This is a genomic window from Myroides sp. TSA_177.3 (assembly GCF_052691955.1).
On the sequence record NZ_JBQZGD010000003.1, the window covers coordinates 1 to 17,038 of the forward strand.

Sequence of the window (17,038 nt, forward strand, 5' to 3'; positions counted from 1 at the left end):
ACTGCACAATGTCTACCTTTTTCTAAAGGCGTCATCTGATTCCAATCTTCAGAACAAGGTTTAGGGATATCGATGGTATATTTTGCCATACAGAACAGTCTATAAATAAAGTTTTATTTTTTATGCTTGCTTAAAAGTAAGTAATCTTTTTCTCTTTGGATGTCATATACTCCTAATTCGACCGTTTCAACACGAGAGGAAGAACAAGTACCACTTTGTTCCACTTGATGTAAAGTAAGCACTACTTGGTCTTGCCCTTTATATGTAAAAACACCTTCACTAGAAGTAAAACAATCATTTCCACAAGGCGCTGCATAGTTACTTGTAAAAGTACCATCATCCTTAAACACAATGAAATTACCATATAAAGCCACTTCCTCTGTTTCATCGTTCCTATTTACAAAAGTCATGACGTATTGCTCCTTCACGCGATAAGTTAAGAGCTCATCCGTTCTCCATATTCCCTCAATACCTTGCGCATGTACAGCACCTCCTATCAACAGTAAAAAAAGTAAACTAAAATTCTTCATTGCCTTTTATTTATTCGTTTATTTTTTCTTTACTCCAAGCGACTACTTTAATTCCATCCGAATAATTAGGAGCGATTACCTGGTCTTCCGTCAAGTGAATCCCAACGAGTTGATAATCTACTTTCAATTGATCAAACGTTATTTCTTTCAGCTGCCAAACTTCATGGTGAATTTGATAGCGATACAAATTATGGTTGACGTAAACATACAAACAATAGCGCTCCGTTAACCATACTTGCAACGGCGTCTTCTGTTGTACTTTTTCTCCGATCGTGTATTTTGCTTCTAATTGAAATTTCTTTTTTTCATTTGAAGAGGCATATACCATCTCTTTGCGTTTCATGGTTGCTTTTTCATAGGGTAACCCCGATAGTTGTTTGGAAACAAAAACAGAAAGTGATTTTCCACCTTCAATATTCAAAAAGTAAACGCCTGCTTTCCCTTCTTTTTTTACATAAGTGCGCACATTAATTTCATCAAAATTGGAAATAAAACCAACAGCAGGTAAAAACCGAGGACGAATCTTCTCCATGGTAAAAGGAACAACTGAGATGTAGTATTTTCCGTCAAATTCATCTAGTTCTAATGCAGTAGGCACTAAAGCTCGTAAAACATCAAAAGGAACTTCAAAGTGCATGAAGAGCAATCGGTTCCACTCTTGATAATAGCTCCACGATCCGGAGGGTAATGCCCAAGGCCTATGCGCAGTATCTGCCATAATGTCTTTGATCTTCTTCATTTCTTCTTTTTATTTAAAGGTACTGAAAACCAAAGTAACAAACACTAAAAAGGCACCTGAATAAGATGCCTTTTTCTCAATAGCTTCTTCCTATATTGCTCATACCAAAAGCTATTACTATACAATTGAACACATTCGGAAACTAAAAGAGTTATCAACGAATTAAAACATTATAAATATACTAAATTCCACTAAAACTTCCCCCTACTAGCGAGGCAAACCCTTATTTTTCAATAATACCTAGCGAAACAATCAAAAATCAATTAATCTGTTGACCAAATGAAACATCTCATTTAATATCCTTAGTAAAAGGATTGGATTACAATAGGTTCTTCGCTTTTTGCATTGAGAAATCGTGCCATTGAAGCTAAAAAGCACAAAAAAACTCGAAGTTGAACTTCGAGTTTTTTGTTTTTCTATTTATATCGCTATCATTTCTGCGTAAGGCAGTACCGTAGCATATCCTTTCTCTTGAAAATAACTTGTTGGATCATTTTCGGCAACCGCCATAGCAAAATCACCTCCCCAAGCACCTAAGCTTTTAATTGCTCCATCAAAATCAGCAAACAATTGTTGTTGAATTGGTGGAATACCTAAAATAGTGCTGAGAATCGATTCATGTTCCGTCATTAACGCTTGAAACTCCTCTCTTGTGTTTGCCGTTACCAACAGCTGGCTAATCGCCGTAATACGTTGTATTTGTTCCGCAATCTCTCCTTTCTTCGTTCTATATGCCGCAATTGCCTCTTTACTACTTTGTTTTTGATTCAGGTAGACAAAGTAAATATGTTGGGCAAAAGCAGGTTGAAACTCCACTAAATCAACTTTGGGTTGAATTGGCGACGTTCGTTGGTACAACAGTGCGCTTTTAAATTGTGCACAAGCAATATCATACCCACTTCCTCCGAATGATTCTTGCAGTAATTGGTATGGATTAATTCCGAACCATTGCGCAACATTATTGATCCAAGTCGATGATGTTCCCAATCCCCACAGCCGTGGAAAGGTTAGTTTACTTTCAACTCGAAATCCTCCTTGTTGTATCAGTACGTTTGGATTTTGTCGATGTGCTGCATGTAAGACGTCAATTAAAGTTTGAAGGTAAGAAGATTCTTGTCTATCAGTTCCATTTACTATTTCTTCAATTGCTACTTGTTCTTGCATCCAAACCTGCCCATCTACATCATAGCTGGTCCAATACAGTATAGGCTCTTCAATTGCTGCTACGTGTAAGGATTGTCCCATTGCTGTGGGCAATGCAAAAGCAACTGCTCCATCAAGGACCACATACTCGCCAGATACCAACAATTTTCCATGACTATAAAACTCCATCGAAATTACTTTCTCAGCGTTTCTAACAATTCTACAACGGCACTATGTGACACTACATTTTTTTCAAAATGCGTCACTACTTTTACGCGTTCTTCATCTGTTGCTTTGAATTGATTTAGGATATTCATCAAGTGCATTTTCATATGTCCTTGCTGAATTCCCGTTGTTGTTAGGGATTTCACAGCAGCAAAATTCTGTGCTAATCCAGCAACTGCGATGATTTGCATCAATTGTGTTGCTGAAGGTTTTTGCAGCATTTGCAAAGCAATCTTCACCATTGGATGTAAAGAAGTTAATCCACCTACTGTTCCCACAGCTAATGGTAAATCAATCCAAAATCTAAAGATACCCGCTTCAATTGAAGCATGAGATAAACTGCTGTATTGTCCATTTCTAGATGCATAAGCATGCACACCCGCTTCAATCGCTCTAAAGTCATTTCCAGTTGCTAAAACTACCGCATCTACTCCATTCATCACTCCTTTATTGTGTGTAACTGCGCGGAACGGTTCAATTTCAGCAATGCGTACCGCTTGTACAAATTTCTCTGCAAAAAGCACTGGATCTTGAATCTCACTTGATTTTAATTCTTCAACTGGACAAGATACTTCAGCACGCACTACACAATTCGGTACGTAGTTTGACAAAATACTCATCACGACATCAATTGCTTTTTCTTCCGCAGTAAATGCAGCATATTGCAAAGCCTCACGTTTCAATGTAGTTGCCATTTGCTCCAAACACGAATTGATAAAATTCGCCCCCATGCTATCTTTCGTTTCAAAAGTAACATGCAATTGATAATAGTTTGGAATAGCATCTGTTTTATCGCGCAAGGTTACAGAAAGAATTCCTCCTCCGCGTTTCTGCATATTTTGCGTAATTGAAAAGGTATCCGTTAAGAAAACACCTTGTATCGATTGGATAAATTGTTCTAATTTTTGCTTTTCTCCTTTATAGATAAAGTGAACTTGTCCAATTTTTTCGGTGTTTAGAATTGAAGCTTTAAATCCGCCTCGATCCGCCCAAAACTTAGCAGCTTTGGATGCTGCGGCTACGACAGAACTTTCTTCAATTACCATTGGAATGGTATACCAAGTATCATTAATCAGGAAGTTAGGAGCTACACCAAGAGGCAAATAAAAATTCGTAATCGTATTTTCAATAAATTCATCGTGCAATTTTTGCAACTCTTCATCTGAATTCCAATATTGCTTGATTAAATCTACGACCGCTTCTTGGTTGTTTAAATATGTTTTTGCTATCCAATTGATTTTCTCTTCTTTGTTTAGTTTCGAAAACCCATTTATACTCCCTATCATGATTAAATATTTTAATCACAAAGATAGGAGATTCTATTGGGTTATTGGAAAGGAGTTCATAGAAAAGGGAGAATGGAAAGCAAGTAATGAAATATTTATTTACGATTTAACTCTATTTTCATTTCCTTACCATCCATTTCTCCGCTCTATTTTACGCGCTCTTATATTCATTTTCCCATCTTCCATCCCCTTTCTTCTTCAAATTATTCATGATGCAAGGATACTCTAAACATCAGGGAGTAAAAAATGTAAATAGCAGAAATTAGGTACGATTTGTTCAAGGTATTATGATTTTCACTACCAATATCGCGTCAATAATTTTAAGTTTTTATTGTTTAATCTCAATTAAAATTGGCATAAATCATATTTTTTCAGTAAAATTGGAAGTTTTTTCGACTAATTAGATAATGAAATACATTAAAATTACCTCTCTAATTTGTGTGATTGCCACGCAAATTGGTCTTGCACAAAAGAAGATCGAGCTATCAGAAATTTGGGATGGCACCTTTAAAACGGAGGCTATGCAAGCGGTTAATACGCTAAATACCACGAATCAATACGCGCGTATTGAGCGCATCGCTAAGCAGCATCAGGTCATCAACTTATACAACTTTGCAACTTTAGAAAAAGCAAAAACTGTATTTAGTAATGAACACTTTCCGGAAATCAAATCGATTGAAAGTTATGTTTTTGATGCAAAAGAGGAACAAATTCTAATTGGAACGAATACTACCCCAATCTTTCGTCGTTCTTTTTTAGCGGATTACTACTTATTTAATCCCAAGACGAATCAAACGACTAAAATAGCCAATCATCCAATCATGGAGCCTTTATTCTCACCTGATGGAACTAAGATTGCCTATGCCTACCAAAACAACTTGTATGTTTATACTATTGCGACACAACAAACGACGCAATTAACTCAAGATGGAGCGAAAAATCATATCATCAACGGTATTTCAGATTGGGTATACGAGGAAGAATTTAGCGTAGTACGCATGTTTGATTGGAATAAAGCAAGTAATCAACTGGCTTATGTGAAGTTTGATGAAACAGAAGTGCCTGAATATTCCATGGATGTCTACGGCAGTGGCTTATATCCAACACAAGATAAATTCAAATATCCTAAAGCAGGAGAAAAAAATGCAGAAGTAGCTTTATACATCTATGACGTAGATAAAGCAACCAATAAACGCGTAGATTTATCTGAATTTTCTGATTTTTACATCCCTAGAATTAAGTGGACAAATGATGCTAAGCACCTGAGTGTTCAAGTAATCAATAGACATCAAAACGATTTAAAAGTATTTTTTGTCGACGGTTCTACTTTAACGAAAAACCTAATTCTCAACGAAAAGGACAATGCTTATGTCGATGTACATACACTTTCTTTTTTAGACAATAACGACTTTGTTTGGCTAAGTGAACGAGATGGTAACAACCATTTATACCACTACAACAAAGAAGGAAAACTATTAAATCAAATTACCAAAGGGAACTGGGAAGTTACAGATTACTATGGTATTGATTTAAAAAACAAGAAATTATTCTTCCAATCGGTTGAAAGAGGATCAATTTACCGAGACATCTATTCAATTGATTTAAATGGAAAAAATAAAAAGCTATTATCCAATCAATTAGGAACGAATACTGCAATTTTTAGTCCTGATTTTGATTTGTTTATCAACACCTATTCTTCTACTACAACAGCCCCACTTTACACCTTACAACAAAGTAAAACGGGTAAAGTAGTAAAAGAAATATTAAACAATACCGCTTTAGAGCAGAAATTACAAGCCTACCAATTACCACAGAAAGAATTTACTCAAATTCCAACTGTTGATGGGGTATTATTAAATGCCTGGATTATGAAGCCAGCTGATTTCGATGCCTCGAAAACGTATCCGGTATTCATGTATCAATACAGTGGTCCTGGATCACAACAAGTAGCAGACAAATGGTTGGATTCCAATGACTATTGGCATGCCATGTTAACGCAAAAAGGATACATTGTTGTAACTGTTGACGGAAGAGGTACTGGATTTAGAGGTGCTGAATTTAAGAAAACAACACAGTATGAATTAGGAAAATACGAAGTTGAAGATCAAATTGAAGCAGCTAAATATCTAGCTAAACAAAACTATGTAGATGCAAATCGAATTGGTATCTGGGGATGGAGCTATGGAGGTTTTATGTCAACGAATTGTTTGTTAAAAGGCAACGACGTTTTCAAAATGGCTATTGCTGTAGCACCAGTAATCAACTGGAGATTTTACGATTCAATCTATACAGAGCGCTACATGAAAACGCCACAGGAGAATCCTTCTGGTTATGATGACAACTCGCCGTATTTCTTCGCCAACCAATTGAAAGGTCGTTACTTACTTGTTCATGGAAGTGCAGATGACAACGTACACGTTCAAAATGCCATGGCCATGATTGAAACATTGGTGCAACACAACAAAGACTTCGATTGGTTAATTTATCCAGATAAAAACCACGGAATCTACGGAGGAAACACACGCTTACAACTGTATACCAAGATGACGAATTTCATCTTAAACAACCTATAACACTATTAACGATCAACTATAAAACTATAGTTTAAACTTTAAAACAAACTATATTAAACTTAACGTAAATGGCAGCAGAAACAGCTACTAAATCGGACCTTTTTAAGTCTAATGTCTTAGGGCATCCAGCAGGTCTTTTCGTTCTTTTCTTCACGGAGATGTGGGAACGTTTCTCTTTCTACGGAATGAGAGTCTTATTGATTCAATTCTTAACCGCTCAAGTGCTTTTTGGCAGTGAGTTTTCAGGTTGGGGTTGGTCAGCAGAGCAAGCCGGAGCCTTATATGGTACTTATGCTATGCTTCTTTATTTAACTCCAATTTTAGGGGGAGTTATCGCCGATAAATACATTGGTTCTCGTTGGGCTGTAATCGTTGGAGCGATTATTATGACCGTAGGTCACGCTTCTATGGCAGCAGAGGGAATCTCTAAAATCTGGTTCTTCGTCGGATTGGCTTGTTTAGTTATTGGTACAGGTTTCTTTAAACCAAATATGCCTTCAATGTTAGGAGAAATGTATAAATCGCTTCCTGAAAAGAAAGATGGAGCGTATACTATTTTCTATATGGGAGTAAACTCAGGTGCTTTCTTCGGAATGATGCTTTGTGGTTACTTAGCAGAAACAAAAGGATGGCACTATGGATTTGGATTAGCTGGTATTTTCATGTTATTGGGAACGATTCAATTCTGGTTAGCTAAACCGCTATTTGGCGATTTAGGGGAATTGAAAAAAGTTGACGTAACGAAAGAGAAAACAGAAGAGGAAATCAAAGAAGAAGAGGAAACAAAAAACCCTTATACCCTTGTAGATTACATCTTAATCGCTATCGTATCTATCGTTGGATTACTATATGCGTTTAATGACCCGTTATCAAAAAACAACGTATTAGATCTTTTTGCCTTCTTAGATACTCCGTTCTTACGTGGACAAAACTTAATGGCTATCTTGGCTTTAGTTTCTTTCTTATACCTAGTAGTTTCTCGTATTCTACGTTATGGAAAAGTAATTAGAGACCGTATGTTTGCGGTTATCTTATTGGCTTTCTTCTTAATGTTCTTCTTCATGAGTTTTGAACAGGGTGCTACTTCATTAGTATTAGTTGCTAGAGATTATGTAGATCGTACTTTAGAAGGTACAGCCTTGACAATATTCAACATCGTCAATACGTGTTTAACCATTATTCCATTGTTGATTATTTCATGGGTATTGATTCTATTAGCTAAAGCAACTTGGAAAAAAATTGCCTTATCTAATGTTATCTTATTCATTTGTTTCGCTGGAATTTGGGCGATGGCTATTTATATGTTAAATGCAGAATTTTCAAAAGAAGTATCTGAAATCACCGTTTCTTGGTTCTCTATTTTGAACTCATTCTTCATCATTGCTTTAGCATCATCTGTATCGAAACTATGGGATTCTAAATACAACCCACCTGCTGCATTTAAATACGGTATTGGTTTGTTATTAGTGGCTGTTGGATTCTTAATTTTAGGATTGGGATCAATGGGATTAGGTGATGGTGTAAAAATGTCGATGATATTTTTAGTTTTAACTTACTTATTCCATACTTTAGGGGAATTATTTATTTCACCAGTAGGATTGTCTTATGTGTCGAAATTAGTACCTGGAAAAATGCTAGCTTTTATGTTTGGTATGTGGTACTTAGCTTTGGCTATTGCACAGAAATTTGCAGCCATCCTAGGAGGTCAAATTGAAAATATCAAAGAAGAATATTCATTGAGTCACTTCTTCTTCTTGTTTACTTTAATCCCTGCTGCAGCTGCAGTATTGGTGATGTTAGTAAATCCATTATTGAAAAAACTAATGCACGGTGTTCGTTAACCCACCGTGCATTGCACAATAAATAAAAACTATATACAATGAGTCAAACACAAACAATAGAAGAGATTCAGAATTTCGAGGGAAAATACCCTAAACAGATCTGGAGCTTATTCTTCTCCGAAATGTGGGAACGTTTTTCGTTCTATGGAATGAGAGGAATGTTGGTATTCTTTATGATACACCACTTGGATTTCGAACATGGAAAAGCAAATTTACAATACGGAGCTACACAAGCATTCGTTTATGCTTTTACCTTCTTAGGAGGAATCTTTGCAGATAAAATTTTAGGTTTTCGAAAGTCTCTTTTTTGGGGTGGCTCAATGATGATTTTAGGAAGTTTGATTCTTGCGATTGACCCGCATGCTTACTTCTTTACAGGTATTGCCTTTACCGTTATTGGAACAGGTTTCTTTAAACCAAACATTTCAACTATGGTAGGTAAATTGTATAAAAAAGGAGATAACCGTACTGATGCTGGTTTCTCGTTATTTTATGCAGGAATTAACTTAGGAGCTTTACTAGGAGGATATTTGTGTATCGCTATTGGTAAAGGTCAACTTTTTGCTGATACTATTGATGAAGCTCATCGTTGGAATGTAGCTTTCGGATTAGCAGCATTTGTGATGTGTGTGAGTTTAATCAACTTCATCTTTACAAAGAGACATTTAGGTCCTATTGGACTTCAACCGATGCAAACAAATGCAAATGGGGAGCAAACTAAAATGCCTTTATGGAAAGAAGTTGGAACTTACATCTTAACTTTTGCTATGGTTCCTGTTATTGTATTCATGATTGACAATACAGAATATACAGCATACTTCATGTATACTGTTGGACCATTAGCATTGATTTACTTATTCTATGAGATGAGAAAATTAACGAGCGCTGAACGCAAGAAAATTATTGCAGCTTTAGTATTTATTTTCTTCTCTATCTTATTCTTTGCGATTTACGAACAAGCAGGAGGATCATTGAGCATCTTTGCTGCACAAAACTTAAATTCAGAGTTATTGGGGATGCATTTAGATCCGAACGGGGTGAATAACTCTGGGGGAGCTTTCTTCATCATCTTTATTGCTCCAATCTTAGGTTTATTGTGGATCTGGATGGCGAAAAAGAAAATTGAACCTAATACAGTTATGAAATTCGGTATCGGATTTATATTATTAGGAGCAGGTTTCTACGCTTTATTCGGAACTAGATTCTTCGCCGATGCTGCAGGTATGACTTCTTTAGACTTCTTTACCTTTGCTTTATTAATCATCACGTTAGGGGAATTGTGTTTATCGCCAATTGGATTATCCATCATGACTAAACTTTCTACAGCAAACCTTCAAGGGATGATGATGGGAATGTGGTTCTTAGCTAGTGCATATGGTCAATATGTTGCTGGTATTATTGGGGCTTCTATGTCTACACAAGAAGTTGAAAATCCAACAAACTATGATTTATTAATTACATATACAGACGGATATAAAGAATTAGGATTATACGCTGTAATTGCAGGGGTAATCTTAATTGCTTTCTCTCCAGTAATGAAAAAATTAATGCAAGAGGTGAAGTAATTATACAACACTTCTTTTCTATCCTATCAAGAAAAAGCGGCTAATTAGCCGCTTTTTCTTTTTTAGAGCGTTTTTTTTAACACGGAATCCATTGCTATATAGAATATAGGAATTAAATTACGCTCCTTAATTTTAACAATCTTTTATACGCATGTCACAAAATAATAAAACCTTTGGACAGACTTTAAAATCGTTCAATAAAAACTTCTGGATTGCCAGCTTCATGGAACTTATGGAACGTTGGGCATGGTATGGTATCTATACCCTTTTAGGGCTTTACTTGGTCGGATCAACAGACACAGGTGGTCTTGGTTTCGACCACGTACAAAAAGGAAGTATCATGGGCGGTGTTGTAGGTATCTTATACTTCTTACCTTTATTTTTTGGTGTTATCGCTGACCGTATCGGTTATAAAATATCATTGATTATTTCCTTTGTTATCATGATTGCTGGTTATTACCTTTTAGGGGAAGTAACTGCGTTCTCCAATGTCTATGCTGCATTTTTATTAGTTGCAGTAGGAGCCGCTTTCTTTAAACCAGTAGCATCAGCCATTATCGCAAGTAACACCGATGAATCTACGGGTACCTTAGGTTTCGGTATCTTTTATATGATGGTTAACATCGGAGGTTTTATCGGACCAGCGATGTCTTCGGGATTGCGCACTACCTATGGTTGGAACATCATCTTCATCCAAGCGGCTGTGGTAATCGCCATCAACTTAATTGTCGTATTGTTTTTCTATAAAGAATCAAAAGTAGAGAAACCGAAAGACTCTATCGTAAAAGCCATTAAAGATTCTGTACTAGGTATTTTTGAAGCTTTAAAAGACGTCCGTTTAGGTATCCTTTTGTTGTTAATGATTGGGTTTTGGACCATGTTTAATCAATTGTTCAATACACTGCCAAACTTTATCGAAGACTGGGTTAACTCGGCGGTATTAAGTGAATGGATCAATGAACATATACCTTTCTTAGGAACATTACTAACACAAGATGGTCAGGTAAAACCAGAATGGTTTACCAATATTGACTCATTTATGATTATCATTTGTCAGGTAACTATTTCCTATTTCGTGACTAAAATGCGTCATATCAATGCCGTAATTCGCGGAGCTATTATTGCAAGTATTGGAGTTGGATTAACCTTCTATACCAACAATCCGCTTTTCACTATTTTAGGTACAATGATCTTCTCTATTGGAGAGATGATGTCAAGTCCAACAGTATCTTCGTTTATTTCATTAATCACGCCTAAAGGAAAAGATGGTTTGTACCAAGGGACTTACTTCTTACCTGTAGCAGCGAGTTACTTTGTTACGGATTACATCTCAGGAAACCTATACCAATCGTGGTCTGATAAGTTATCCCTATTAAAAACAGAGATGGCAACACGCAATGTTCCAATGCCTGAAGTAGTCAGCCATGAACAATTTATTGAACAAGGAGCCAAAACGCTAAACATGTCGATAAATGCTTTTGAAAAGCAATTTAATCTTAAAGCTGAATCTGTAGATTGGCCTACTGTAATACAATCTTTTAAAGACTTTGCGATATCTAAGAGTATTGACATTAGCCAAGTACACTTTCCTTTCTCTAAGAATGAATACTTTGCTTTAGCAGAACAAAAGCTAGGTATGTCACATTGGGAAATGGTCGATATGTTGTGGGCTACCTACAATCCAAACAAAATTTGGTATGTAATTGTTGCGATTGGTGTATTTTCTGTTGTTACGCTAATGATCTATGACAGATTGGTGATTAAACCGATCGAAAATAAGAAATAATGGACTGTTTTTATATTAAAATTATTGAGAACAAAAAAAATAGCCTTTTAAACTAAATAAAAATAGCTATCTTTCTCAACCAATTTAAAAAACGACTATTTATGCAGACAAGCTCGAGTACGCAGCCGAACTTTTTTGACACCAAGGTACTTGGACATCCGGCCGGTTTATTTGTTTTGTTTTTCACTGAAATGTGGGAACGATTCTCTTTCTATGGAATGAGGGTTTTATTGATTCAATTCTTAACCATGTCCGTGATAGGAATCAACACCGGTTGGGGTTGGAGCGTTGAAGATGCGGGAGCCTTGTTTGCTACATATGCCATGCTATTGTACATCACTCCTATTTTTGGAGGTATCCTAGCAGATAAATACATTGGTTATCGCTGGGCTGTTGTTATTGGTTCTTTGATTATGACCTTAGGACACGCAGCTATGGCCTTAGAAGGCGAAACCTTCATGTATATTGGATTGGCGTGTTTGGTAATCGGAACAGGATTCTTTAAACCGAATATGACCTCGATTCTATCTGAGATGTACAAATCCTTTCCTGAGAAAAAAGACGGTGCTTACACCATCTTCTACATGGGAGTAAATGCAGGTGCATTCTTCGGGATGATGCTTTGTGGTTACTTAGGAGAACGCGTTGGATGGCATTGGGGATTCGGATTAGCTGGAATCTTCATGTTGTTGGGAACCTTACAATTCTGGTTGGCAAAACCTATTTTCGGAAATATCGGAGAGGTACCTTCTAAAGAAGCAAGAAGTGATAAAGAAGAAGTGGTAGATACAACCAATATGACAGCAGAAGAAAAAGATTCGCTAAAACGCAATCCTTTTACAACTGTTGATTATATCTTAATTGCTATTACAACCATTATCGGATTAATGTACGCCTTTGACGATGTATTCCGAATTGTTGGTGGTATTAACTTATTCCCTGAAACAATTCTAGGGCAAGACGGTTCTACCGTTGGAATTGCTTTCGGATTAATTGTGTTCTTACTCTTAGTGATTTGGCGTATTGCCCGCTATGCAAAAATAGTGCGTCACCGTATGATTGCAGTAATCATCTTTGCTTTCTTTACTATCTTTTTCTGGATGAGTTTTGAACAAGGAGCAACCTCTTTGGTTATTTTCGCTCGTGATAATACACAACGTGTACTTTCTGGTGATACGGCTCTGCTATTCAAAATATTCAATACGCTATTGACGATTATTCCATTGGCTTTGATTTCATGGGTATTAATCATCTTAGCGAAACGAACGTATAAAAAAGCATTGATTTCCAATATCATCTTAGGACTTACCTTTTTAGGTGTTTGGGGTGCTGTGGTTTGGATGTTAGACCGAGATTGGTCTTCACACGCCTACCAAGTACACTTCCAAACAGTGGAAACACCTGTGCTAAATGCAGATGGTACACCAAAATACGATGAGAACAAAAATCAAACGTATCATTATCAAGCTATCTCAACTGCTTTTCAAGCGAAAGACGGAGATAAAATTGTAGAAAAAAATACGATTATTTCCAATAGAGGGGAATATGAAATTGGTTCTACTATCAAGATTTACGAAGAGTTAGGTACTTATCATATCCTAACAGAAGAAATAGAAACTAAGTTAGTCGCAGAATATGGAGCGAAAGATAAAACTCCACATATTGTTCAAGCAGAGATTAAAGAAATTAAGGACAACCAAGTGGAGATTACGGCTTCGTGGTTCTCTATCTTAAACTCTTTCTTTATTATTGCTTTTGCTTCTTTGGTTTCTAAATTATGGGATTCAAAATACAATCCACCTGCTTCAATTAAGTATGGATTAGGATTAATCATTATGGCACTTGGATTCGGTGTGTTAGCGTATGGAGCACATGGAATTACAGAAGGAAATAGAGTTTCGATGATGTGGCTTGTTTTTGCCTATTTATTTCATACCTTAGGAGAATTATTCTCTTCACCAGTAGGGCTTTCTTATGTTTCTAAGCTTGTTCCTGCGAGAATGATTGCCTTTATGTTTGGTATGTGGTATTTGGCTATTGCAATTGGTAATAACTTAGCAGCTAAATTAGGGGGACAAATTGAAAATATTACAGAAAAATACTCTTTATCTGGGTTTTTCTTGATCTTTACCATTGTTCCAATTGTTGCGGGTATTTTAGTAATTGCACTAAATCCAGTTATGAAACGTCTAATGCATGGTGTTAAATAAAAACAAACCTAATTACAATGAAAAAAATCGTATTCTTATTTGCCTTGATTTTGGTTGGATTCACAACACAAGCACAAGAAATCAAGTGGATGTCATTAAATGACGCTTTAGCTGCACAAAAGAAAGATCCGAAACCTATTTTTATGGATGTGTATACAGATTGGTGTGGCCCATGTAAAATGCTAGATAGCAACACATTCAGTGATGCAAAATTTGCAGAGTATGTAACGAAAAATTACTATGCTGTAAAATTCAATGCTGAAGGAAATGAAACGGTTACCTATAATGGTAAAAAATACAGCAACCCGAACTATGACGCGAGTAGAAAAGGAAGAAATGCAACGCATGAATTAACTTTATTCCTACGTGTACCTGGTTATCCAACAATGGTTATCTTGGATAAGAAAGGAAACTTAGATCAATCGATTGTTGGTTATCATACACCTGCTCAGTTGTTGAGTAAAATATAATCTCAAAGAAATTGAGAAGACCAATATCCCTTTTCGCGCATATCGTGAAAAGGGATATTTCTTTTTAGGCAACTCTGTATTACTTTATCTCGATACCAGAAACTCATAGCACGACCGATAATAATCATTTTGGGCTGATGTAAGGCCAAAACGCGATCAATGTTCACTTGGATAGGCTCACTCAAGTAAATCAGCTCAAAATGCAATTGAAATTGATAATAAGGCATCTCTTTGGAAAGTACCAACAACTTGTGATTTGCATCAACTTGAAATAGATTCTTACGCGGTTTCTTGATTACATCCTTAGGCACATAGTACTTGTTATATCCCTCCACAACTCCTCTTGTCTGTTGTTCTTCTCCAAATACCTGCAATTGCTGTTGGATATAATGTAGAAACAACGGCTCTTTTCCCTGTACTGAGGCAATAATAAATTCATCTTGATTTGCCTTTTGATCCGCAAGGCGAAAACAGCTAATTTGAACAACCATGGCTACTACTCCAAGATAAGCGATTTGCTTGATGCGAGGTTTATACAACACCACTCCTATTCCAACTCCCACCATACACATAGCCATCATCACTTCCTTAGTAATATAGAACGAGATAACTGAAAGATTAATCTCATTCAACCCCTGAAGCACGGTAAAAATAAACTGTATCACTTGCTCCAACAGCCAGCCTAAAAAATCAGCAATGGAGGTAGACATCCATCCCATACTCAAAAGGCAAAACCCTCCCACTAACACTACTGTAATTAAGGGAATGACGACGAGATTACTACCTAGAAAAGTCCAAGAAAAAGAATTAAAATAGTACAATTGAAGAGGCAATACACAAAGCTGAGCAATCAACGAAACATAGACTATGCCTAAAAAATAATTGACGATATTCGATTGTGTATATCCCTTTTTAAACAAAGGCATCAACCATACAATACCGAGAACAGCCAAATAGCTCAACTGAAATCCCAAATCAAAAAGCCAATAAGGTTCAAACAATAAACTAAGAAAAAAAGCCAAACCAATACTTTCCTTAGTCGGTTGCTTTCTCTTAAATGATTGAGCTAGAATCAGGAGGGTAAACATAAAAACGGTACGGAAAACAGAAGGAGAAAAACCAGCTAGAAAAACAAAAATCCACAAGAGCACCAAGAGTATACAATGGCGATAACTGGTTCGCAAAAAAGAGGTGATTTTAGATACAAATACAGTAATCACACCAATATGCAATCCTGAAATAGCTAAAATATGCATCAACCCCAACCGCTGAAAAGAAGCAACTGTTTGTTCATCCATCTGATTTCGGTTTCCCAACAACAAACTACTCAACAGTGCTTTGCTCTGACTAGATAATTGTTCGTTTTGATCGATTTGCTTTTGGAACGCAGCTCGACCTTGCATCAACCAGGCATATATGCCTTCAGTTGATCCAATAGAAATTGAGGTTTTAGTCTTTAGCTGTTTTCCTATATGCTTTCTTTTCATATAAGTCTGATAATCAAACTGCCCCAGATTTCCTGCAGTCGGAAACGATTGAAAAAAACCAATAGCAGTAAATCTATCCCCTATTTGAGCCAAACTATCCGCGGACATCAACAACGCTTTTCCTCCTGTTTGCTTCCCTTCTACTTCTTCAATCACAACAACATAACGCATTGCTTGCCCTTTCGTCTTTTGTTTTTCGACGATGCGATACTGCACAGCATACAATTGTCGATCCGTTACGTGCGGAAGATAACTAGCCTGATTGTCCTTCCAGTCTGCATAATGCACAACCAGAAAGCCTAAGATAAAACACAACAAATAGAACACAATCCCTGTTAGGTAGAAGACAACAGGATGAAAAAGCCAATTTTTCTTACTATAAGCACCAACAGCCAGTAATCCAAGTAGCACAACAAAAAGAAGACTCATAGCCATCAGATTGCATGCATCTTTAGCCAGAATACCAAACGCTACCGCAGTAGCATAAAACAAAAAAGAGAATTTTAATGGACTCATACGCTGAGTACATCAAAATTCTCTCCAATTTAAATTAAATCCTTTGATTTAAATATCTTGATCCAATAAAACTCGGTTTATTTGAACAAATCTTCTTTTATAATAATCTTCTTTAGTTGAAGAAACAATAACTCCTTTTGTTGTTGAAGAATGAATGAACTTAATTTCGTCATCAATAACCTCTGTAATAATTCCCACGTGGCTAATTCTACTTCCTCTTCCTGTGCGGAAAAAAATCAAATCCCCCTTTTGTGCATCGTTTTTAGAGATTTTATCTCCTACTTGCGCCATTGCACTAGAATTTCTAGGTAGATTAATTGACGTATCATTAAAAGCATTCATTACTAATCCAGAGCAATCCAATCCACTGCGTGTTGTTCCTCCAAAGCGATAACGAACACCTTCAAAGTCAAAAGCAGCACTTAATACAAGATCAGATACTTCTTCACTCATACTTTTTGACGTACTCATTTCTTCTAAAAGAGCATCTAATTCATTTCGAATCGCATCATCCGTCTTTTTGCTTTCTTTTAAAACAAGCGTTTCTTTCTTTTTACCTGGGTTCTCGACTTCTGCTTTTGCAGCCTGTGTATGACTTGAGCAAAGTAGGCTCAAACCAAATAAAATTGTGGAAAGTATTGTTTTATTTTTCATAGCAAAAAGGGGG

General features: G+C 36.4%; 12 protein-coding genes. 6 read left to right on the forward strand and 6 right to left on the reverse strand.

Annotated features, from left to right (window positions below; all coding sequences use genetic code 11):
* Positions 1–113: 113 nt before the first annotated feature.
* The 4 genes from ACUTSE_RS03760 to ACUTSE_RS03775 form a co-directional block, all read right to left on the reverse strand.
* Positions 114–530, reverse strand: coding sequence for a hypothetical protein (locus tag ACUTSE_RS03760; RefSeq protein WP_445639295.1), 417 nt, complete (start codon positions 528–530; stop codon positions 114–116).
* A 10-nt stretch (positions 531–540) separates the two neighbouring features.
* A complete protein-coding gene (locus ACUTSE_RS03765; protein ID WP_445639296.1) occupies positions 541–1,269 on the reverse strand; it encodes a YqjF family protein in 729 nt (242 codons plus the stop codon).
* Positions 1,270–1,689: 420 nt separating this feature from the next.
* Positions 1,690–2,601, reverse strand: coding sequence for a GYDIA family GHMP kinase (locus ACUTSE_RS03770; protein ID WP_445639297.1), 912 nt, complete (start codon positions 2,599–2,601; stop codon positions 1,690–1,692).
* Positions 2,602–2,606: 5 nt separating this feature from the next.
* Complete coding sequence (locus ACUTSE_RS03775; RefSeq protein ID WP_445639298.1) at positions 2,607–3,923, reverse strand: hydroxymethylglutaryl-CoA reductase, degradative; 1,317 nt, start codon at positions 3,921–3,923, stop codon at positions 2,607–2,609.
* Positions 3,924–4,330: 407 nt separating this feature from the next.
* Between ACUTSE_RS03775 and ACUTSE_RS03780 the strand changes: the two genes are divergently transcribed.
* The 6 genes from ACUTSE_RS03780 to ACUTSE_RS03805 all read left to right on the forward strand — a co-directional run bounded on the left by ACUTSE_RS03780 (position 4,331) and on the right by ACUTSE_RS03805 (position 14,368).
* Complete coding sequence (locus ACUTSE_RS03780; RefSeq protein WP_445639299.1) at positions 4,331–6,496, forward strand: S9 family peptidase; 2,166 nt, start codon at positions 4,331–4,333, stop codon at positions 6,494–6,496.
* 68 nt (positions 6,497–6,564) lie between these two features.
* Positions 6,565–8,337 carry a peptide MFS transporter gene (locus ACUTSE_RS03785; protein WP_445639300.1) on the forward strand — a complete coding sequence of 591 codons (1,773 nt, stop codon included), beginning with the start codon at positions 6,565–6,567 and terminating at the stop codon, positions 8,335–8,337.
* A gap of 38 nt (positions 8,338–8,375) precedes the next feature.
* A complete protein-coding gene (locus ACUTSE_RS03790) occupies positions 8,376–9,902 on the forward strand; it encodes a peptide MFS transporter (protein WP_353101227.1) in 1,527 nt (508 codons plus the stop codon).
* A gap of 151 nt (positions 9,903–10,053) precedes the next feature.
* The gene (locus tag ACUTSE_RS03795) at positions 10,054–11,688 is read left to right on the forward strand and encodes an MFS transporter (protein ID WP_445639301.1); all 1,635 of its coding nucleotides are present in this window, start codon (positions 10,054–10,056) and stop codon (positions 11,686–11,688) included.
* Positions 11,689–11,789: 101 nt separating this feature from the next.
* Entirely contained in the window at positions 11,790–13,898 is a 2,109-nt protein-coding gene (locus tag ACUTSE_RS03800; protein ID WP_445639302.1) for a peptide MFS transporter, read from the forward strand.
* Positions 13,899–13,915: 17 nt separating this feature from the next.
* Complete coding sequence (locus ACUTSE_RS03805; protein WP_445639303.1) at positions 13,916–14,368, forward strand: thioredoxin family protein; 453 nt, start codon at positions 13,916–13,918, stop codon at positions 14,366–14,368.
* A 2-nt stretch (positions 14,369–14,370) separates the two neighbouring features.
* Here the strand turns inward: ACUTSE_RS03805 and ACUTSE_RS03810 are convergent, their stop codons facing one another.
* A complete protein-coding gene (locus tag ACUTSE_RS03810) occupies positions 14,371–16,371 on the reverse strand; it encodes a ComEC/Rec2 family competence protein (RefSeq protein WP_445639304.1) in 2,001 nt (666 codons plus the stop codon).
* A gap of 48 nt (positions 16,372–16,419) precedes the next feature.
* On the reverse strand, positions 16,420–17,025 hold the full coding sequence (locus tag ACUTSE_RS03815) for a C40 family peptidase (RefSeq protein ID WP_445639305.1): 606 nt from the start codon (positions 17,023–17,025) through the stop codon (positions 16,420–16,422).
* Between the last annotated feature and the right edge of the window lie 13 nt (positions 17,026–17,038).